This is a genomic window from Bacillus sp. FSL M7-1345 (assembly GCF_038006985.1).
GTDB classification, from domain to species: domain Bacteria; phylum Bacillota; class Bacilli; order Bacillales; family Bacillaceae_G; genus Bacillus_A; species Bacillus_A cereus_U.
In genome coordinates this window covers 2022126-2044228 of the sequence record NZ_JBBOWG010000001.1, presented here as the reverse complement: position 1 = coordinate 2044228, position 22103 = coordinate 2022126, and the positions used below count along the sequence as shown (strand labels likewise).

Genomic DNA, 22103 nt, shown 5'->3' with positions numbered 1-22103 from the left:
AGCCACGGCTCCTCGGAGATGATTTTCAAATAACGTCTGCACACCGGATTTCAGCAATACACCGGCTCTCTGGGGAACAGCTCACTATTTTACTCTTTCTCGTCTTCAGATTTGTATACTTTATTAAAAGTTATTTTATGCCATTGGGCAATTAATTGTCAACTAATTCAAAATATATTTTTATTTATACCCTTTTTTTCTATTCTTATACAATTACTTTTCAAACTCTCGCAATCCTGCTAAATCTTCATCTTCCTCTGCAAGTTCAGCGAAAAATCCTGTTTCATCTTCACGAAGCACAATTTCAAGTTCTTCTTTCGCTTCTTCATTTCTATTTAATAACGCTAAGTAACAAGCATGATCGTATCTTGCTAACAAGTCAGTAGCATCAATTGCTAATATTTCACTTGTTATTTTTTCTGCCTTTGTCGTTTGCCTAGCTTTATGATACGAAGATGCTAACGCAAGAAGAATTGCCGTTTCATTTGGATGATGTACAGAAGCATCTTCTAATAAATAAATCGCATCCTCAAACCTCTCTTGACTTTGATATACTTCTGCTAAAGCAAGGAATCCTCTACTTACAAATGGCGTTTTCTCAATTAATTGCAAGTGAATTTTTTCGGCTTTTCTTTCTTCGCCTAGCTTACATAATACATTCGCTTGTAAAAGAAGAGTATCGTAATCATCCGGTAGCTCTCGAACCATTTGTTTCGTTAATTCAAAAGCATCTCGTAACATATCCTCTTCCTCACACTCAATGAAAAGATTTACAAGTTGCTTCGCTACATCATAATCCCACTTATTTTCTAACGATGTTTGTAATACCTCTATCGCTTCTGTATTCATCGCTGCATTCTCGTAAAATAGTGCAAAACGCTTCGCTGCCGTACTATTTTTCGGATTTAACTTTAAGGAAATCTCAAATAAATCAATAATAACTGTAATCATTGAAATTTCCTTCGCACGATTTTTCATGCGATAAAATGCTCTTGTAAATAAAGATTTTTTCGGTTGCTCATTTTGCTGCCTTTCTACTAATCTTTCAGCAACCGCAGTAGCTGCATACATAAACGCTGTACTTCTTTCTGCTTTTTTCACCTTTAGCGTATGAAGTACGTCTCGTATTTGGGATAATTTTTTATGTTGTTCCATTGCTTTTACGTACACACCAAATATACGTTCACTTTCCAAATCTTTATGCATTACTTTCAGCGCAACTTCGATTGCTTCTGCACTCTGCTTTTTAACTAGTACTTTCGCATAATGATATAGTACTTCCACATGCGCTTCATCTATTTTCATTGCGCATTCAATATATTCTTTTTCTTTATTTACCTCATTCATCGCACCATATACGTATGCAATTGCATCTAAACGCCATATTTCTGGTACCTCTTCTGCTAATTGTTCTAGTTCAACTAGCAATTCTTCATGAAGATTCAAATCTACTGAAAGCTGTGCCAAATATTCCATATTAATATGCAAAGGCTCTTCTTTCATTGCCTGGACCATATGACTTTGTTCTTTAGAACGATTTTCTTCTTTTTCGTATATTTCAGCTAGTTGCACATGTACACCTGTGAAATTCTTATCCATTTCTAAACATGTTTCATACGCATGCTTCGCTTCTTGAAATTGCCCTAACGCCATGAATGTTTCACCGATTCGGAAATACGGCAATGAATCCTGTTTTTTCTTAAGTGCATCATTATACCGTTTTATTGCTTGATCATACTGTCCAATAGATTCATATAAAACACCAGCGTAACAACCGTATTCAATTACTTTCGTTTTCTCTTTTTCTAACGTTCTTAAAAACGCTATGCCTCGTTGCACAAAAGCTGTGTCTTTTATTCGATTTACATACTCATCCAACACGCTCGCTATATTAGCGTATACACTTCGTATACCGCTCTCTAATTTAGAAAGTGCAAGTTTTAACTCTTTTTCATCCCCACCTAATGCAATTTCAGCATCCCATAGCACCATGCCAGCATTCATAAGGAAATCTTGATTGTCTTCAAATTGCTTATTAATACTAACAATATAGTTTTTTGCATCCTCATATTGTTCCTTTGCCATATAAACTTGAGTTAAACCGAAATGGGCATATACATCTTCATTATTTTCTTCTAAAGAACGCTTATATATAGTTTCCGCTTCTTCAAGTTCATCATTTTGAAAATGCACATCTCCTAAACGAACATATAAAGATGCCTGATCTTCACAATTTTGAATTCCTTGTAATAAAATTTCCTTCGCATTATTCCCATCATCCAAATCTGATTCATAGATTTCCGAAAGCTTCGTATATAAATACGCTGCTGTTTTATCTAATTGAATTGCTACTTTAAGTCCTTTTACCGCCAAATACACTTTTCCTAAATGCTGAGCACATCTTGCACGTTCATACCATATGTGCGCTTCATACTTATATTCTTTTAATAAATCATTAAAGAATCCATATGCTTCTTCATATCGTTCTAAATCTATTAAAATCAAACCGTGATTTACAAGTGTAAACCTTTCTGGGCTACGTTCTATAGCTGTTAGAGAATACTCTAGCCCCTTTTCGGATTGATCCATATACATGTATGATAATGCTAAGAAACTCCACGCAACTGGTTGATCTGCATCCAATTGTAATGATGAACGAAAACTAGCAATGGCTTCTGCATAATTATCTTGCTCAAAAGAGTAACGTCCATTTATAAGATGATACAACGCTTGATTGCTTTTCTTCTCCACACTTTGAAGCATATGTCCTGCTTTTTCCATATCTTGCAGACGAATAAAACACTGTGCACTATGCAATTTCACAAAGTCAGAGCTCGGAAACTTTTCCATTAATTTTTCTATACAAAACTGAATAAAATCTTTATCTACTTCAGCATCTAAATGTTTAATCGTATATAGCCAAGTGTTTGGATTTTCACTTGTTTCTTTTAAAAATAGTACTAACTTTTCAATCCCCTCTTTATCTTGCTCAGCTAAATGATCTGTAAGAGAAAAGATTGTTTTATAATAAGTGTGTTCTTCCTCATTTAAAAATGAAAGTTGTTCTATTCTATCTTTCGGTATAAACGTACTAGCTAAACAATCTGTATAACGATATTTTTCTTGCAACTTATCATATTCCACAAGAATCGGTTCCAAGAAATTCGGATCTTGAATATAAAAAGCTTGCAGTACATCGTCATAACCAGAAAGCACTTGTACATGGGAAGCGTGCTCAATATCTATACTTAATAAAACGGGAATACCTTGATTGAGTAATCTCTTATAATTTTCCTCATTCCCTTGAAAATAACGATATTCGTAACCTTGCTCTTCTATATATGTAACTGTATCTGAAAACTTAGAACCTGTTACATCAAAAATATATTGTGCAATTTCATCTTGCGTACGTTTTTCTCCCCATACCCCTAACATCATTTCCAAACTTGTCGGAACGCAATAGTTATCCTTTTGTACAACCGGAACTATCGGTAAACGAACCTTTTTTCCATCAGGATTTTTTTCTATATGATGATATAGAGAATTCTTCAAACTCTTTTCACTTTTCAATAGTGCTTGCAAATCGTGAATACTATTCGTTTTATAAAATGCTTCTGCACGTAAATGTATAAAATAAGTTGTATATGCATGATGCGGAAGCATATGATTAATTTTATCTATTACCGCTAACATTTCTTCATAGCGCTCTAAATCTAATAAATATTTTACTTTTTCAAAATAGAAATATGGTACTTGAGGGAACTTTGCAATCGCATCATTAATGAGTTGTAATGCTCGCTGCTGTTCACCTTTATATGCATATAATTGCGCCAATAAGTACGTAGCTAACTCTTCACAATCTTTATGCTGCTGACCGGATAAAAGTTGTTCCTCTGCCTTCTCCCACTCACCAGTCTGTATATATAAGTAACCCCATTTATCAAAAACTGCACGTGTACTATACTTTTCCGCCTTTTGCATATAGGCATAGGCCTCTTCATTTCGCTTCATATCTAACAAACATCTAACTAACGTAAAATATGCTTTCGTTAAAACATCCGCATCAGTTTCTTCTTCATTTACCTCTTCCAAAGAATCTTTTAATAATTGTTCAGCATCAAGAATTTTACGCTCATCAATTAACTCATCACAATATAAAGAGAGCGTTCTCATATTTGGGAATTTTTTATACGTATAACGAATTAAAAAGGAGCTGTATTGATGCATCAAACCTTCATCAGCAAGGCGAATTAATGTATCAAACTCCTTAGGTGATGAGACGTTAGAAAGCCAGTTCTTCACGTATGATAACTTATTCGTTTCTTTTATATGTGCAATTTCATTATTTATCTCATGTAATCCATCTACAAATCTCTTTTCTTTCAAACAAATTTCTAATTGTTTAAAATCTAGCATGTATTCACCTCAAATAATTATTTATACTGCCATTTGCAAGCAGTATTCTAACCTACTTGCTTAGATTTTACACATCATATAGTATGCATTCAACTAAAACCTCATATAATGAACGATATTATTTAATATTATTCAAGTTTTTAACTAAATATCTTAAAAACATTGATTTTTACAGGGATTTTGTTTAATTTAATGAAATAACATGTATTATTCGAAGATGGGTTTTATCTTCTTTTTTGAGGCTTCATTCAGTGGATGAAATTATATCACTACAATTTATCATTTTATTTCACCAAATGTAATTTTCATATTCGGAGCATATACTAAAGGTGCATGTATATGAAACACTTCAAAAAATCGTAGTTCTGCTTCATATTGAGCGAGCGCTTCAGCAAATGTTAAGCCCCGACTCATTAAACGGTCTATACATTGTTGTTTTTCACCTGGATTACTAGCAATCCCCTCTTCTTTTAGAGAATTATATAATCCTTGCTTATCATTTTGATTTAAATTAGAATCTAAAAAATTCACTTTATCACTTACTCTACATTCAATATTTTTAACACCTAATTCACTTAAATACATTGGTATTTTCATGCCCATATTGCCATCTTTACCGTTTCTCTGTGTGTCCCTTTCAAATAATTTCTGTAAAAGACCTAGCTGGATGATTTCCGATTGATTCTCTCCCTCTAATACGTATGAAGACATATTTGACATCCAATGTGGCTCAAAACAGATTATTCTACCTCCTTCTTTAATCGAATGTATCATTTTTTCTAGCATCGTTTTTGGAGTACTCATATGTAATAAGAAGGCATGACAGATTGCTATATCGTATTTATTTTTCAATTCAATTTCTGTAGCATTTCCCTCAAGAAATTCAGATTCATATGGAAGTGTACGAAACAACTCTCTCGCTTCAGCTATTAATGCTTTCCCGCTATCAATGCCTGTATATTTTGATCCATTTGGAAGCAAAGGCAACAAAACTAAGCCTAAATAACCATATCCACAGCCGTAATCAACAATATGTACCGGTTCAGAAATCTTCCAAACTGTATTTACTAAAAAACTTAAATAATCATCATTGTAATATAAATCTCTCGTATTTTTTAAATATGTTAGTTTACTGTTCCAAAAACCACGCCTCCTTTTATATACAAAACTAAAGTTCTCTATAGATTAGCCATATCCCTACACTATTGTTGAAATTTCAGGCTAGTTAAGTATAAATAGCAAAATTCCAAAGCAAAAAAACTAGTGCATTGTTAACGATACACTAGCCTTTTTTATTTTACATCTCCTCAGGCGCCCCCACCCCAAGTAAACGTAATCCCTCTTTTAATACAACCGTCACAGCGTAAGCTAATGCGAGTCTACTGTCCTTCTCTTCGCTCTCTTCTAAAATACGAACATTTCCATAATATTTATTGAACGCTTGTGCTACATCTAATACGTATTTTGAAATAATAGATGGCTCATTTTTGTTGAAGGCCGCTTCAATTACTTGCGGGAATTTGTTGAGTAATTTTACTACACTCCAGCTGTAATCGTCTTTTAATTCAAAATTACACGTTTCAAATTCCACACTTTCTTTTCTTAAAATAGAGCAAGCACGCGCATGCGTGTACTGTACATACGGTCCTGTTTCTCCTTCAAATTTCAACATATTTTCTAATGAAAATTCGATATTATGCATACGCTCATTTTTTAAATCGTGGAAGATAACTGCTCCAACACCGACTTGTTTTGCCACTTCTTCTTTTTGTTTTAAATTCGGATTTTTCTCTTCAATATTTTGTTCCGCAAGTGCAACAGCTTCTTCTAGCACTTCTTCTAATAAAATAATTCTGCCCTTACGTGTCGACATTTTCTTACCATCTTTTAATATGAACCCGAACGGTACATGTTCCATACCACCCACCCAGTTATAGCCAAGCTTTTTTAATACAGTGAAAAATTGATTAAAATGCAAGCTTTGTTCGGGTCCTACTACATATAAAGCTTTATCAAATTCGTATGTGTTTTGACGATACAATGCCGCTGTTAAATCACGTGTTGCGTAAATGGTAGCACCATCTGATTTTCTAATTAAACATGGCGGCATACCTTCTTCTTCTAAATTAACGACTAATGCCCCTTCTGATTCTTCCAGTAAGTCGTGCTCTTCTAAAATCCCAATAAAGTCTTCCATTTTATCGTTATAGAAAGCTTCTCCTTGAAAGTTTGTAAATTCCACACCGAGAAGTTCATAAATACGAGAAAATTCTTTTAAAGACTCATGACGGAACCAATTCCAAAGTTCGACTGCTTCTTCATTTCCTTCTTCTAGTTTTTTAAACCATGATCGCCCTTCTTCTTCTAGTTCTTTGTTCTCCTTTACTTCTTCATGAAACTGAACATATAACTTAAATAACTCACGAATTGGATCCTCTTTAACTACTTCTTCATTTCCCCATTTTTTATATGCGGTAATTAACTTTCCAAACTGTGTTCCCCAATCTCCAATATAATTGATTCCTACAACTTCATATCCACATTTTCCGGCGATATGTTTCAGCGAATTACCGATCATTGTAGAACGTAAATGCCCCATTGAAAAAGGTTTCGCGATATTAGGAGAGGAATAATCGATAACTACTGTTTTTTCACATCCAAAATGATTTTGACCGTACTCTTCTTTCTCCGCTAAAATTGTTTTTAATACTTCATCACTTACTGTTTGACGATTAAAAAAGACGTTTACATACGGGCCAACAGCCTTTATTTTCATAAAAAATGGGTCATTTAATTTCTCCGCAACTTCCTTTGCGATAGCAGCTGGTGATTTTTTATATTGCTTCGCTAGTGAAAAACATGGGAACGCTGCATCACCCAATTCATCTTGTTTTGGTGTTTCAATTAAATCTAAAATTTGATTTTGCGTTAATTCGTTCGTAATAATATTTGATAAGCTCTTCGCAAACTGCTTTTTATACTCCATACTGTAACCTCCTTATTTTTTAAAACACAAAAAACTCGTCTCTAAAAAAGAGACGAGTTTTAACCCGTGGTACCACCCTTGTTGTTCATTCCGAACCACTTTCCCGTTTATAACGAGGACAGGGGGCCTCGGCTTACTCTACTATTCGTTCAAGAAGCGTCTCCGAAGTGCGCTTCATCTTTTTCTTCTGCACTAGGCTCACACCATCCCTAGCTCGCTTTCCTTCTGAAAAAGACTACTCTCTTCATCACAGACAGTATATTTAATTAATTATTGCTTATTATACATCTTTTCAAACAATTAGCAAGGGTCAATTACACCAAAATGAAATTTTGCACTTTTTCTTTTGTATACGTGAAAATTGTGCTTTTCAAATCTAGAACTACGGAAATGATCTTTCAGAACGACACGTTTTCTCGCCACACGCTTCGCTTCCGCAATTGTTTCGTCAGTAATATCATGATACAAAGCGAAATGTTTTAACCCTTTTATTCCATCTGATTCGATGACAGTTTCTTCAAACATCGGATCAAGGTATACGATGTCATAACTATTATCTTCACATTGCGTTAAAAATGCGAAATGCTCAGTTTGTTTTACATCGATTCTTTGCATTGCTTCATCGATTTCAGAAACGGATGAAGACCATGTTTTCAAGCCTTTTCCCATGATGTACGCCATATATTCGTTTCCTTCAAGCCCTGTTACTTTTCCATCTTCACCAACAATATAGCTAGCAACAATACTATCTGATGCCATACCGAGCGTACAATCTAATACTGTCATTCCGCTCTCTAGTTTAGCAGCTTGTACAAAGGGATCGTGTTCTCCGCGCATTAACCTTTTCACACGAAACATTGCTGAGTTTGGATGAAAGAAAAACGACTCTTCCGTACCCTTTGGATAAATAGCTAATCGGTTTTTCCCTACAATCAGCACATCTTGTTCATACTGCTCATGCAGTTTGTGCACAGGTATATCATTACGTAAAACGAAAGAACAATTTAATTCTTCTGCTACCTTATTTGCATAAGCTGTCATTTCTTTATTTGTTCTTCCTGCTGTTGTTACTATCATTTTTTCACCTCTATATAAAGAAAAGAGGGAGATTTACTCTCCCCCTACTTTAGCAATTCTTTTCGAAAGCTTGTTCTAAGTTTGTAATAATTTCGTCCATTGTTGCGCCTTCAATTTCATGACGGTGAATGAAGTGAACAACTTCTTTTCCTTTTAGTAATGCCATAGATGGTGAAGATGGAGGGATTTCTCCGAAGTATTCACGCATTTTCGCAGTAGCATCTTTATCTTGACCTGCAAATACAGTTACAAGATGATCAGGTTGTTTTTCAGCACGTACAACCGCTTGACCTGCTGATGGGCGTGCTAAACCAGCTGCACAACCACAAACAGAGTTTACAACTACTAAAGTTGTACCTGATGCATTCTCCATAAATTCTGTTACAGCTTCTTCTGTAGTTAACTCTTCAAATCCAGAACGCACTAATTCTTGGCGCATTGGAATTACCATTTGGCGCATGTATTCTTCATATGCATTTGACATCTTGTAATCTCTCCTTCAACTTTCATTCCAACTTCATCATATCACGCGCTATTAATAGGTGCAAAAGAAAGATAGTGATGATTTCATTTTTTTGTAGGGATTTCACAAACCCCTTCACGGCAGTGTCCAACTGAGACAAGTTTTCTATTGTTGGCAATATAATCGTATACTTTACTTCCAAATCCAAGTACGATAGATAATTTTATAAACGGCACTGCAAACCAATAAGATGGAACGGCCTTTGCTAATACGTTAATGCTATGAATTCCGTCATACCACTTATTATTTTTTAAAATATACAATCTCTGTTCCATCTTACTTTGTAATTCTTGAGAAAGTTCATACTTCTCAACTACATCTTCATCTCGAAATGAAACAAATTTCATCGTACCCTTTTTATCTAATTCTTCCGTACGCTCTGCAACTGCTGTACACATCGGACACCAACTATCATAGAAAACAATCATAAACTATTCCCCTTTACGAGACTCCGTCATTTGCTTCCATACTGATCCTTTTGCTTCTTCGCCGCCTTCAATACGTTCTAAAGCTAAACGTGCTTGCATTGCTACTTCAAACTCTGGATCATCTTCAGCTACTTTTAACGCCGGAATTGCACTTTCATCACCAAGTTCAAATAAGAACATTGCTGCACGCCAGCGTACTAATTTACTTGAATCTTTCAGAGATTTAATCATAACGAACATCGCTGCTGGGTCACCTACGTCTGATAAGCAATCTCCTGCTGTACGGCGAACACTTACAGAACGATCTAATAACGCTTTATATAATAACGGCAATACTCCATCACCTTTTACCATACCTAAATAAGCTGTTGCTAGGCGGCGGATAGATACTTTCTCATCATCTAACGCCATTTTCAATACTGGCATATCTTCTTCAGTAGGATCCATTTGTTCTAAAGCTGCAAAACGTTTTTTCCAGTCGGAATCCTTCATCATCTCTTCTGTTACTTTATATGGCTCACGCTTTTGAATCGTTACTTCAACAGCACCCGCTTGATCTAATAATTCTTTAACCGTTTCATTTACACGTTCTTCTGAATAAGCAGCAACAATTTCTTCTACTACTTCTTTCCCGATTTCTTCAAAATTACCGTAACGTGTACTTTGCTCTACCCATTTGCGCTCTTTCACAACGTTAGGTGCAGACATTTGCACTTTCATAATGGATTCTTTAAAACGATCAGGTAAGCCTACACGCTCTTCTGTCGTTCCATCTGTTAACTTCACTTGCATCGGAATAGTAAAGAACATTTGAACAAACACTTTCACTTCTCCAAAATGAGAAAGTTGTTGTTCTTCGCTTTCTTCCACTATTTCTTCACCAAAAACGGCACGAACTTGTTGTAATAAAACTTTCCAGTCATACTTCGCATTTCGCTCCACTGCTAAAAAGTCTGCTACATGATACACACCTTTAATGCCTTCAATTTTCAAAATTTCTTGCACTTGTACTGGTGCTTGTTCTTTATTTTCATTTGTATAATTATTACGCGCTCCTGATGGTAATACTTCATTTAAAATAACTTTCATTGTATTCGGACTTGGCGTCGGTTCAATAGCTTTAATCTTCACGTAAAAAACTCTCCTTTATTGCGTGTTCTTAGCTGTATTGTAACATGTTACCCCTTTATACTCCTACTCGGATGCTTAATTTTGCTGATTTCTTCCCAGCATCATACTTTTTCATTCTTTCTCTTTCCACCTAATCAATCCGAAACTATCATTAAAATTCTAATATTATTGCGATGCACCCTCCCGCCTTCTCTCCAAAAATGTAATGCTCTCAATTACAACTTCAGTTCTATATATTCTCTTTCCTTGTTCATCATCGTAATTACTCGTATGAATACGTCCGGTAATCCCAACAAGTGAGCCCTTCGTACAATATTCTGTTACATTTTCAGCCGATTTTCGCCATACAACACAATTTATAAAATCGACTTGTTGTTCACCTAAACTATTTCGAAAACCTCTATTCACCGCAACACATATTCGTGCATAAGCGACTCCTTGTTTTGTGTAGTATAATTCTGGCTCCTTTGTCAATCTACCGATTAATACAACTCGATTCATCATAAGTTATACCACCTCACATATTTTTCTTCATTGTAAGGAAAAATGTTGGAAGGGTAAAAAGTACAAAACGGCATGTTTGTAAATAAAAAGTATTACTTTATATCTTACAAAACTAAAAAAGAAACCCTACATAGTTTAAACATGTAAGGTTTCCAAAAATATTATACTTCACTGCAAGATATGTAATATCCTCCGCGATCCATCTTTATTTCAGCGCAGTACATTACATTTTCCAAGTTAAAAATAATCGGTTTAACTTTACTCTCAAATTTTAATTTCCCATTACATTCAGCCGCATATCCTTCAATAGCTGAACGAATGACTTCTGCTGATGGATATGTTAAAGCGTCATCTAGTTCTATGAAAAAACTTTTAGAAAATAGTTTTTTCATAATCCTTTTTTCTCTTTCATCATATTCCATCCCCCTTCAATTTAAGTCGCCAACATCCATATTTTCAATTTATCTTTGAAAACAAAAAAATCCTGCACATTTCATGCAGGATTTTTTTATTAGTCATTTTTCGTAAAGTAAGAAACAAAACGAAGAATTTCTAAGTATAGCCATACTAGAGTCATCATTAGACCCATTGCACCGTACCACTCCATATATTTTGGAGCTTGGCTACGTGCACCGCTTTCGATTAAATCGAAATCTAGTAATAGATTTAATGCAGCAACTACAATAATAACTGCACTAATGATCATACCAATTGTTCCACCTTGGTGAATATATGGAACAGTAACACCGAACATGTTTAGTAAGAATACGATTAAATACATAACCATAATTCCCATTGTCGCTGCTATTACACCCGTACGGAATTTATCAGTTACTTTTACTACGCGCGTTGCATACAACACTAGCATTGCAAATAGAATTGAAATTGTTAGTAAGACAGCGTTTAAAACGATAGTATCGCCAAATTTCATTGTATAAATCGCTGAAATACTTCCTAATACAATCCCTTCTACCGCTGCATAAATCGGTGCACCAATTGGTGATATACGCGGGAAGAAGATAGATGCAAATGCGACGATTGCCGCAATAACTAAAGCACCAATTAATACTGGCATTTTCATCGTATTATTTGTCATCTGTATGTATGAATAGACAGACGTTGCAAGAAGCAAGATAAGCATGATAAACGTTTTGCCTACTGTTCCACCAATAGTCATCGCAGAAGCACTTGCTCCTTCTTTACGAAATGCGTCTTTTTTCAACATTGGATTAGATGTTCTCATTTTTTCCCCTCCTAAAATAGGTTCTACCAATAGTGTAAAGTTTTTCTCTTTACTTTTCAATATATGCAGCTTGTTTTTATTTTAATCCTTCAACAATGTCTGATAGTTCGCTCCATCTTTCCATCGTTTTTTCTAGCTCTTCTTCTGTTTTCTGCTGTGCTTCAGATAATTCTTGTGCCTTTGTGAAGTCAGATCCAACTTTCGCAAGTTCTTCTCCAATTGACTCAATTTTCTCTTCTAGTTCGGCAATTGTATCTTCAATTGTTTCCCATTCACGCTGCTCATTATATGAAAGTTTACGTTTACGTTGTTGTTTTGGAGCTTCTTCTACTACTTTTTTCTCTTTTTGAACTTCCGCCTTCTCAATAAGTTCTTTCGTCTTTTCCATTTCTAAATAGTCCGTATAACTACCTAGGAATTCACGCACTTCGCCCTCGCCACTAAAGATGAACAATTCATCTACTACTTTATCTAAGAAGTAACGGTCATGCGATACAGTTAAAACGACACCTGGGAAATCTTCTAAATAATCTTCTAGTACTGTTAATGTTTGTGTATCTAGATCATTCGTAGGTTCATCAAGTAATAGTACGTTTGGTTCTCCCATTAAAATACGTAATAAATATAAACGTCTTCTTTCACCACCAGATAGTTTACCAAGCGGTGTACCATGTGAATGTGTCGGGAATAAGAAACGTTCTAACATTTGAGATGCACCAATTACTTTTCCGTCTGTCGTATGAATAACTTCTGCAATCTCTTTAATGTATTCAATCATACGCTGATTTAAATTCATCTCTTCATTTTCTTGCGTATAATAAGCAACTTTTACAGTTTGTCCTACTTCAACTTCACCACTATCAGGAGATAACTTGCCTGCAAGCATATTTAATAGCGAAGATTTCCCGCTTCCATTCGCCCCAATAATTCCGATACGATCGCCTGGTTTCACAATATGATTAAAATTATGTAGTACCGTCTTATCGCCAAATTTTTTCGTTACATCTTTTAACTCAAGTACTTTCTTTCCTAGACGACTTCCACTTAGTGCAATATCAACTGATTGCTTCGCTGCTGGTCCTTCTTGTCCCTTCAGCTCATCAAAACGCTGAATACGCGCCTTTTGTTTCGTAGAACGGGCTTTTGCACCACGGCGAATCCAAGCAAGTTCACGACGATATAAATTTTGGCGTTTGGATTCTTGTGCCGATTCTTGCTCTTCACGAAGTGCTTTCGCTTCTAAAAATGTACTATAGTTTCCTTCGTAGCTATATAGTTTACCGTTATCTAATTCAAAAATACGGTTTGTCACACGATCTAAGAAATAACGATCATGGGTTACAAGTAATACCGCACCTGTATATCTTGCTAAATATTCTTCTAACCATTCAACTGTCTCATGGTCAAGATGGTTCGTAGGCTCGTCTAAAATTAATAGATCAGGTGTTTCAATAAAACATTGTGCCATTGCGATACGTTTTTTCTGTCCACCAGATAGGTTTCCAACAGTTGCAGTAAAATCTGTAATTCCTAATTTCGTTAAAAGAGATTTCGCATTTGCATTTGCTTCCCATGCACTCATTGCATCCATGCGTTGCTGTACGGCAAATAATTGTTCCTGTACTTTTTCATTACTTGGATTTTTTTCGATATTTAATAACGATTGTTCATAATCACGAAGAAGACGAATTAAAGGTGTATCACCATGGAACACTTGCTCTAATACTGTTAGTTTTTCATCAAACTCTGGTTGCTGTGATAAATAACTAATTGTATAACCACGTGAATGCGTCATATCACCTGTATCAGGAGTTTCTAATCCTGCAATTATTTTTAATAATGTCGATTTACCAGTACCGTTTACACCAATAATTCCGACACGTTGTCCTTCTGTAATACTACATGATAATCCATCAAATAACGGTTTTTCTCCGTATGATTTCGATAAGTTCTCCACAGTTAACATTTTCATATTTGTGCATTCCACTCTTTCATAAATTGTTCAATAAACTCTTCCATATAACAATGACGAACTTCAGCCTCTTGTTTTGCTGCGTTCGTGTTCATTAAATCTTTTAGTTTTAAAAGTTTTTCATAAAAATGATTTAAAGATGGATCATTATTTTTTCTATATTCATCTTTCGTCATCACTTCTCGAGGAGGGATAGTTGGATCATACATTAATCTCCCTTTCGCTCCTCCGTATGCAAATGTACGAGCTATTCCAATTGCACCAAGAGCATCTAAACGATCCGCATCTTGAACAATTTTCCCTTCAAGTGATTCAACTGTGCCACCATGACCGCCCTTATAAGACATATTGGCGATGATATGAAGAACATGCTTACTTTCCTCTTCTTCAACACGTAACTCTTCTAACCAATCAGAAACTTTTTTCATTCCTGCTTCTTCACTCACATTTAACTTCTCATCTGCTACATCGTGAAGTAATGCTGCCATTTCAATTATAAAACGATTTCCCCCTTCTTGCTCGGATAAAGAAATCGCCAATTTATGTACGCGTTCAATATGATACCAATCATGCCCACTCGCATCTTTTTCTAAAATATGTTTTACGAAAGTTATTGTTTTTTGTATTTTTTCTTGTTTTATCATTTTATCTTCACCCAGTTTCTTATTGTAACACGCCTGCATTTATTCATCACATGTTTTCTTGTCCGCCCATATACTAGGTGGTAGGCATCATCATGAAGGAGGAATAAAAATGTTCTATAATAATCAACCGCCTTATCCACAGCAACCATTTTCCCCTCAACATCAGGAACAAAGATATGCTGAACAGTATGGGGAAGAAGAGACACAACATCAAGAGCCTCAATACGAACAAAATCCATACGCAACACCGCAAACTCAAGAAACTGAATATCAACAAAATCCATATGACACACGTCCAAATTATGAATATCCTCAAAATCCATATGCAGCACCACCAACTCAAGAACAACAATATCAGCAAAATCCATACACAACTCAGTACACTCAAGAACAACAAAATCCATACACAACTCAGCCACAACAACCGCAATACCAACAACAAATGTATCAACCAAGCTACGACGCACGTGTCTCACCGCCAGCACCGCCAACTATCGATCCTACGCAACCGCAAATTTTACCGCCTGGACCAACATTCGATATTACACAGCCACAAATTTTACCACCAGGACCTATTACAGAACCAACGCAACAACAAATCCAGCAAGTTGTCGGTACACAGTTTTTACCTTTAAAGAAACCTGTATTAGATTTCGTAAAACCTTGGGTAGATTACGGTTTAAATGAAGCGAAACATACATCACATAAACATGCTTTAACAGAAGTTGCTGCGATTATGTTTTTAGTTGGTAAAGGATTTAATCCTACGATTGCGCATTATATTGTAGAATCTTGGGAGAAGAATGAGCAGTTTTAAGGTTGTTTATTTTATGTTATATAAAACTATAAAAGTGTCACAAATGCCTGTTATACAAGCATTTGTGACACTTTTTATTTGTTATATTATATTCTATTCCAAAGGGGTATTTCACATTTTTTCACGTGTTTTTATATTATTTGTGAGCAAAATGTGAGCAAATAATAGCCTTTTAATTACACTGTATTAGATTGATTTTTTTTAAAACCTATTCATTTGACATAAGTCCCCACAACAAATCTTGTATTGCAATCACCTTGTTAAATAGGGATTACCGTTCCCATTGCAGAACTTGTGTGCGGATTAAGCTTCACACCCTAATAACAAATCATATATCGACGAATCAGGCAATCTAGTTCCAGCTAATAAAGAAGGCATGTACAAAGATAGACAAGTTACAGTTACTGAACATATATTAGGAGGATATAGAAAGAGTGGAAAAAATAATAGTCCATTTACAAACTTTTCCCCTAATAGCGGCGCTACTGTAAAGTATGGAGATAAATCAATCGAACTAGATTTTAATGGTTTAAGAACGGCAATCCGTAATGGAGATGTAAAAGACGTAGCAATCTTAAATCCAAAACAAATCGAACATTTAATTGAACAAGATAAAATAACCACACCTTTTTGGAAAAACCGAGCTCTAAAGTGGACAAAAAGAGATAACGAGTATTTGATAAAAGGTGAGATACCAAAAGACTACTTTAAAATTTATGAATAAGAAGGTGTAAATATGAAATTATACTTTAAAGATATTGAAATAGGTTGCATCACAGACGTTTTTGGAGAAACACCATGGATGTATGGAACAATACACTTAAATGATAATAGTAAACCCTATCAAGAATATTTTCGTGAAATGGTAGACGAAGACAGTACTTTTGACTTTGAAAGTATTGACCCTGAATTTCTAGACGATGAAAATTGGTCCGTCTTCGATGAGAACGAAGAGAAATATTTAGGAATCGATATTCCAGCAATCCACATTGAAGATACAACGATTGCATGGCGATGGAGATAAAAATCACACAAAATAGAAGAAGTTGAGAGAATGAGAAAAGGTAAAGGTTCAACAACTAAAGCTACACATGGAGATAGAAATATAGAGGCACTTCATAAGAGCCGGCACCTTTTTATATTACTTCTACATATTTAAAACTAGCTGTAATATAAAAGACACTACTTTTTGAGTTTTTCACTTTATATTGAAGTGAACCATTCACGGATACTTTATCGATAATTATAAATCCTAATCCTGTATCAACTGTACCTACAACATCTTTATCCTGCCAAGATGGAGATTCATAGAAACGTAGGTTGTCCACTTTAGTAACAACACGCTTCCCTACAATAGAGGAATCTACTGTGCTTTTCTTACTAAACTTCACATAAGATGGATTGTTCTTAATCCATTGTTCACCGCCAAGATTTAACCAACCACCCTTTTCAGCCCATACAGCATAATATAAATCATTAGCATCAATTTATTACTTTCCCATTCGTATTTTACCTCTATGTTATACTACATTACCTTTTGAGAACTATAACAAACACATAGGTTGTAAAATATATTTTTTTGAGAAAACTTTAACCATTTATTGTTATAATTATATCCGCAATATTTTTCCAGGAGGGTTCCTATAAGGAACAATAGGATAATGGACATACATACTAGGCACTCCCCTTCTTTAATACGTTCATAGAAATATAGAAAGGGTTTATACGATGGGACAATTCCAAAGTAATTTACAAACAGCAACACAAATTGCTACGAAAATGGGATCAGCTTCTGACAGGATTCAAAGTGCAACAAGTCGTTCTATAACAAAGGCGACGCGTACAACACTATCTGTTAACTCCAAAGCACAAGAAGCAAGCCAACAAGTTTTAGATTTGACGAAACAATTTTCTGTAGCCTTTCAACAAGCGGTTGATAATATTCATTCGGTAGCTAACGAGTTTGAGAGAATGGATAAAGAACTTCAAAATATTTTTCGCTAATGTGATAACCTACGTAAAGTAAAACGGTAGGAGGAAAAAGATGAGTCAAGATATTGAAAAACAAATGAATCAATTAAATCAAAAATTACGAAGTGTATTTGAAGAACAGAATCGGAATCAATCTGCGATTCAAACACAGGAACACGTAGAAGAGGATTTTCATGTATGGAAAAATCAAAACCATCGTTTGTTTGACCGTATTTTAGGAACTTGGCATAGAGATAGAGAAATGTCATTGTTTTTTATGAATATGAGTCAAGATGCACAATATATTGAGCGAAAACTTACTTTCGAATTGGAAAATCAAAAAGAAACATTGCTTAAGGAAAAACGAAATCTTAGTGACTTAGAAAATGACCTTTACTATCAAAAACAGAATCTAGCAAAGGAGGTCAATTCATGAGTTTGAATATGTATCTAGGGGAAGTACATACGCAAACACAAAGCATGAACGCTGTATGTACCGCTACCATTCAAAGTATGGAACAAGCTATTCAGTCGATTGATGCTTTTGCAATTGATACTGTTCTACAAGGACAAACATATAGCAGTGCAAAAGCATTCTTTGCACAAACCTTTCGTCCATTAGCACAAGGAATCATTTACTTGTGTGAAGAACTAATCCGTCAGAATGATGCCTTTCCAAGTCAATTTCAATCACAAGTAGCTTCAACAGATGTCATCGAACAAGAAATACTAGAACAAATTCGAGGGATTGACCAAACAAGAGCAGGGGTTGAAGTAATTAGTAATACACTTCCAGGTATGCAAGCGATGATGGAGATTTTTGATGCGATGAAACGAAAACTGCAAGAAAAACTAGAACACTTACATGAATTCAATTATACTTCTAGTAGTAATTATGATACTGCACTTCAATTAGCTGCGAGTATCGCGCAAGGTCTTGCGGAAGTGCAAAGTGGGAAAGGTTTCAGCCCCGCAAGTGGAACATTTAGCATACAAGAATTGAATATGGAGTGGACGGGTCCTATTCAAGCAATTAGAGAAAGTAAAGCTCGTGAAGCACAAATTGAAAAAGCAATTGCTTTACGAGAACAAGAAGCCAATAGACCATGGTATGAAAAAACAGCTATCAGTACTTGGGAATTTATGAAAGAATTTTTTCAAGGCGCTGGTAGTGCCGCTTTCGAAAGCGTTATTGGACTAGAATCACCTGATAATGATGAATTAGAAAGCAAGTTAACTTATCAATCGGGAAGATTTGCCGGAAATGTTGTAGCAGGAGCGGCATCCATTATAGAAATTCTAGAAGGTCTTACCGTCATAGGCGGGGCTAATTTCTTAACCTTCGTCGCAGAAGTAGGAAGTGGTGGGTTAGCATCACCAATTGTTCTTCCATTAGATGCAACTGCTACAGCGGCTGGGCTTAGTCTTGCTGGACATGGTGTATTTGTTGGGCGTAATGCAATTCAAAATGGTAAGGATACTCTTCAAAAATTCCAGTCTTCCCCGTCTTCTAGTGGTAGTAGTTCTAACCCATCGACATGGAATGAATTTCAAACTGCCAACAAAGGTAAATATAGTAAGGATGAAATGAGTAAGGCTTGGGATAAGTATAAAAAAGAAAATGGTATTGAAAGTGACTCAGGCGATAAAACTTACACAAGACCTTCAGGATATAGAAAGGGCGTAAGAGATAAAGTCTGGGATAATGCTAAAAGTGAAGATGGTCTCGTAAGGAATCCAATAGATAATAAAATAATGAATAAAGATAAGCCTTGGGATATGGGGCATTTACCAGGTTATGAATTTAGAAAGCATAAAAAAAGTGCTGAAGAAAGAGGAATAACAAGAGAACAGTTTTTAGATGAACATAACAATCCTAATCATTACCGCCCTGAACTTCCGTCATCGAATAGGAGTCATAAAGGTGAAGATTTAACGGATGATTATTTTGGAGACTGAAATTATTAAAAATTATTAGCGAAAGATAGGAGAGTAAAATGGGGATATCAAATGAAAGTAAAATAATTGCTAAATCAGCTTTAAAAGTGTTTGGAGGTAATCCTGTTGTTTCTAAATATTGGGATGATAATGGTATAAGTAATATAGATATTTTATCAACAGGAGATAGACCCTGTGAGGGTGTTACATCGTATTCTACTATTGGCTTGCATATGCATTCAATAGGACGATCTATAGATGAAAAGTCTTTACGAGTAGAAATTGTTGGTGCGAGTGCAACAGCTTATAATAATTATGCAAATGTACTAGCAACATGTGCTTTTTGTGTAATCAATTCAAAAATGCCACTCTATCCAGGTCAAATATTTTTGGATGTGCTGAAGTTTGATTATCCTAATAGTGAAATGAAACATATGTTTTTTGTGCCACCATTTCTGTGGGAAGGTCAGTTACAAACAATTGATTTCTCAGACAAAAAAGTCGCATGGTTGCTTGCCGTCCCAATATCAGAAAAAGAATATTTATTTGCTCAACAAAATGGTTCAAATAAGCTTGAGGATTTATTTGAGCAAAATGAAATAGACATTTTCGATATTAAACGAGACTCTGTACTGTAATATCATGCTGAATACTTTATGTATAAGAGTATATTATTTCTACAAATTATAATTCCTATTAAATAGCAAGTTTGAATAAATCAGACAAGCGGGAAGTCAACTTTGGCTACCTAATTATAATGTTAACTTTTGGAATGATATAAGTGAATGGATTGTTATTGGTGTTGAATAAAAAGCACTTAATAATTTATGCAAAATGTATTTAATATGGAAAACAGAAAATCTAAAGTATGAAGTGAAAATCCGACTCATAAGAGCCGGATTTTCACTTCATAAATACATATGCTTCGCTAGCAGTTACATAGTAGGTTTTACCTTTGTTGTTGTGTACTTTTGAAACCACCTATTACTTAATAATTACATGTTCCTCACGAATCCAACGATTACCACCAATATCAATATGCCCATCTTGTCTATTAAACAATTGATACGGCTCACTTCCATCCACAAAACCAGTGTCATTGCCGTTCGGTCCATCGTAAGTTCGGATTTGATACCCTGACCAATATTTAGTGTATGCATAGAACCATTGGACATCAAAATGTTTTAGGTAAGCCCACTGTTTTTCATTTCCAAGGCAGATCATATTTTTTTCTCCACCACCCCAGTATCCTTTCTGGATTAAGTAAGGGATTTTTTGTGTAATACGTCCAGCAAAAATAGGATCAGCAGGATTTTCATATAGATTCACACCATAACCATCATCGTATTTCGATGTTGCATGTCCAATTCCCTCTTTTGAATAGGCTGAATCGGATCAATTGGGTTAATTGGATTTAGTTCATTACCACCAATAAACCAAGATAATGGCTTGTCTCCATTTAGAACATTTAAGTCAACTTTTTCTACACCATCAAGCCAACCGCCTGTTTCTCCGTCTGCATATTGCCATAGATCACACGCATAGGCAGGTTTATTACTTCCATAACGAGGAATCCATAAAAAGTCTGCTTTCACCTTATTTAAACCATATTGGTTGTACATATGATGCGATACATAAAATCCGACTTTCCAACCTGCCACTTTACATGTATCAATAAAAGCTTGAGAAGCAGCTGCTAGATTGTCGGGTCCACAACTTTTTAATGTATCATCCTCACAATCTAGCACTAAGAATTTAGCATTTGAATTTGTTCTTTTCATAAAATCGTTCACTTCCACAATTGCATCATTAACAGAAACATAGCATCCATACGCATAGGCAGCATGTGGAATGCCACGTTTCTCTAATTGTGATACATGTTGTTTATATAATCCATCTACTGTATCTGATCCATATTGAACACGGCAAATCGCTAAACTAACTTGAGGAGCTAATACATCCCAATTAATACTGTCATTCCATTTTGAAATATCGATAATATGTTTTTTCATTATTGAACATCTCCCTTTTTATCATCTTGTTTTTGTTTACCACCTAAAATTTCAACCGCGTTTGTCAAAGCTTGTGGAAGTGGGATTCCCATACTTCCAGCGTTTTCTAAAAGTGATAACAATTCATTACCCATGAAGAAAAAGATTGTTGCTTCACGGATAGCGCTGTTGCTTCCAAACGCTGTATCTAATTGCGCAGCCACTCCAACCAAAAGAAAAAGCACCACCTTTTTGGCGATGCCTTTGAAACCTACTTTACTTTTTGACTCTCCGTTGTATCCTGCTGCAATCATTCCAGTTAAATAATCAATAACTGCCATCGTCACTAAGATTTTCAATGTTGCATCCCATCCTCCTAAGAAATATCCACAGAAGCCACCAAAGGTAGCTATAAACGTTTTTATGAATACGTCGATACGTTCCACTTGTTTACCTCCTTTT

At 35.3% G+C, this 22103-nt stretch carries 19 protein-coding genes, 3 pseudogenes and 2 other annotated features (1 of these 24 only partly in view); of the genes and pseudogenes, 7 read left to right on the top strand and 15 right to left on the bottom strand.

Going from position 1 to position 22103, the window contains the following annotated elements; translation table 11 throughout:
• Window positions 1–115: a binding site (T-box leader), on the bottom strand; it reaches 124 nt to the left of the window's first position.
• A gap of 98 nt (window positions 116–213) precedes the next feature.
• From MHB76_RS10655 to MHB76_RS10600, 12 genes and pseudogenes are all read right to left on the bottom strand, one after another.
• Window positions 214–4416, bottom strand: a complete 4203-nt coding sequence (locus MHB76_RS10655) for a tetratricopeptide repeat protein (protein ID WP_340986423.1) — start codon at window positions 4414–4416, stop codon at window positions 214–216.
• A gap of 279 nt (window positions 4417–4695) precedes the next feature.
• The gene (locus MHB76_RS10650; RefSeq protein WP_078173720.1) at window positions 4696–5598 is read right to left on the bottom strand and encodes a class I SAM-dependent methyltransferase; all 903 of its coding nucleotides are present in this window, start codon (window positions 5596–5598) and stop codon (window positions 4696–4698) included.
• Window positions 5599–5713: 115 nt separating this feature from the next.
• Entirely contained in the window at window positions 5714–7402 is a 1689-nt protein-coding gene (gene argS, locus MHB76_RS10645; protein ID WP_078173721.1) for an arginine--tRNA ligase, read from the bottom strand.
• 45 nt (window positions 7403–7447) lie between these two features.
• Window positions 7448–7662, bottom strand: a binding site (T-box leader).
• Between the two features lie 40 nt (window positions 7663–7702).
• Complete coding sequence (locus MHB76_RS10640; RefSeq protein WP_078173722.1) at window positions 7703–8479, bottom strand: class I SAM-dependent methyltransferase; 777 nt, start codon at window positions 8477–8479, stop codon at window positions 7703–7705.
• 49 nt (window positions 8480–8528) lie between these two features.
• Window positions 8529–8963 (bottom strand): BrxA/BrxB family bacilliredoxin, encoded by a 435-nt coding sequence (locus MHB76_RS10635; protein WP_000063703.1) that lies wholly within the window; start codon window positions 8961–8963, stop codon window positions 8529–8531.
• A gap of 83 nt (window positions 8964–9046) precedes the next feature.
• On the bottom strand, window positions 9047–9430 hold the full coding sequence (locus tag MHB76_RS10630; RefSeq protein ID WP_340986421.1) for a thiol-disulfide oxidoreductase DCC family protein: 384 nt from the start codon (window positions 9428–9430) through the stop codon (window positions 9047–9049).
• A 3-nt stretch (window positions 9431–9433) separates the two neighbouring features.
• Window positions 9434–10561, bottom strand: a complete 1128-nt coding sequence (locus MHB76_RS10625; protein WP_002158061.1) for a conserved virulence factor C family protein — start codon at window positions 10559–10561, stop codon at window positions 9434–9436.
• 165 nt (window positions 10562–10726) lie between these two features.
• Window positions 10727–11065: a single-stranded DNA-binding protein gene (locus tag MHB76_RS10620; RefSeq protein ID WP_002171706.1), complete on the bottom strand. Its 339-nt coding sequence runs from the start codon at window positions 11063–11065 to the stop codon at window positions 10727–10729.
• Between the two features lie 161 nt (window positions 11066–11226).
• Window positions 11227–11480, bottom strand: a pseudogene (locus MHB76_RS10615) (DUF4318 domain-containing protein).
• A gap of 96 nt (window positions 11481–11576) precedes the next feature.
• On the bottom strand, window positions 11577–12308 hold the full coding sequence (locus MHB76_RS10610; RefSeq protein WP_002158065.1) for a Bax inhibitor-1/YccA family protein: 732 nt from the start codon (window positions 12306–12308) through the stop codon (window positions 11577–11579).
• Between the two features lie 76 nt (window positions 12309–12384).
• Window positions 12385–14280, bottom strand: coding sequence for an ABC-F family ATP-binding cassette domain-containing protein (locus MHB76_RS10605; RefSeq protein WP_078173725.1), 1896 nt, complete (start codon window positions 14278–14280; stop codon window positions 12385–12387).
• Window positions 14277–14924 carry an HD domain-containing protein gene (locus MHB76_RS10600; protein ID WP_078173726.1) on the bottom strand — a complete coding sequence of 216 codons (648 nt, stop codon included), beginning with the start codon at window positions 14922–14924 and terminating at the stop codon, window positions 14277–14279. Before MHB76_RS10600 ends, MHB76_RS10605 begins: the two co-directional genes overlap by 4 nt.
• A 109-nt stretch (window positions 14925–15033) precedes the next feature.
• Here MHB76_RS10600 and MHB76_RS10595 point away from each other — a divergent pair, with 109 nt between their 5' ends.
• The 3 genes from MHB76_RS10595 to MHB76_RS10585 all read left to right on the top strand — a co-directional run bounded on the left by MHB76_RS10595 (window position 15034) and on the right by MHB76_RS10585 (window position 16765).
• Window positions 15034–15741, top strand: a complete 708-nt coding sequence (locus tag MHB76_RS10595) for a hypothetical protein (protein WP_340986414.1) — start codon at window positions 15034–15036, stop codon at window positions 15739–15741.
• A gap of 376 nt (window positions 15742–16117) precedes the next feature.
• Window positions 16118–16465, top strand: a complete 348-nt coding sequence (locus tag MHB76_RS10590) for a hypothetical protein (RefSeq protein ID WP_016104707.1) — start codon at window positions 16118–16120, stop codon at window positions 16463–16465.
• A 12-nt stretch (window positions 16466–16477) separates the two neighbouring features.
• Window positions 16478–16765, top strand: coding sequence for a hypothetical protein (locus MHB76_RS10585; RefSeq protein ID WP_016104706.1), 288 nt, complete (start codon window positions 16478–16480; stop codon window positions 16763–16765).
• A gap of 112 nt (window positions 16766–16877) precedes the next feature.
• On the opposite strand, the pseudogene MHB76_RS10580 reads toward MHB76_RS10585, so the two are convergent.
• Window positions 16878–17207: pseudogene (locus tag MHB76_RS10580) on the bottom strand (N-acetylmuramoyl-L-alanine amidase); the annotation flags it as partial.
• A gap of 262 nt (window positions 17208–17469) precedes the next feature.
• Here MHB76_RS10580 and MHB76_RS10575 point away from each other — a divergent pair.
• Genes MHB76_RS10575 through MHB76_RS10560 form a run of 4 tightly spaced genes read left to right on the top strand, consistent with a single transcriptional unit; the run spans window position 17470 to window position 20288 of the window.
• The gene (locus MHB76_RS10575) at window positions 17470–17745 is read left to right on the top strand and encodes a TIGR04197 family type VII secretion effector (RefSeq protein ID WP_000529672.1); all 276 of its coding nucleotides are present in this window, start codon (window positions 17470–17472) and stop codon (window positions 17743–17745) included.
• A gap of 40 nt (window positions 17746–17785) precedes the next feature.
• On the top strand, window positions 17786–18148 hold the full coding sequence (locus tag MHB76_RS10570; protein ID WP_078173728.1) for a DUF3958 family protein: 363 nt from the start codon (window positions 17786–17788) through the stop codon (window positions 18146–18148).
• The gene (locus MHB76_RS10565; protein WP_340986408.1) at window positions 18145–19671 is read left to right on the top strand and encodes a GH-E family nuclease; all 1527 of its coding nucleotides are present in this window, start codon (window positions 18145–18147) and stop codon (window positions 19669–19671) included. Before MHB76_RS10570 ends, MHB76_RS10565 begins: the two co-directional genes overlap by 4 nt.
• Window positions 19672–19709: 38 nt before the next feature.
• Entirely contained in the window at window positions 19710–20288 is a 579-nt protein-coding gene (locus MHB76_RS10560) for a suppressor of fused domain protein (protein ID WP_078173730.1), read from the top strand.
• A 346-nt stretch (window positions 20289–20634) separates the two neighbouring features.
• Here MHB76_RS10560 and MHB76_RS10555 read toward each other — a convergent pair.
• Window positions 20635–21662: pseudogene (locus tag MHB76_RS10555) on the bottom strand (GH25 family lysozyme).
• Window positions 21662–22087 carry a phage holin family protein gene (locus MHB76_RS10550; protein ID WP_078173731.1) on the bottom strand — a complete coding sequence of 142 codons (426 nt, stop codon included), beginning with the start codon at window positions 22085–22087 and terminating at the stop codon, window positions 21662–21664. The pseudogene MHB76_RS10555 and the gene MHB76_RS10550 overlap by 1 nt, the downstream one beginning before the upstream one ends.
• Window positions 22088–22103 lie beyond the last annotated feature (16 nt).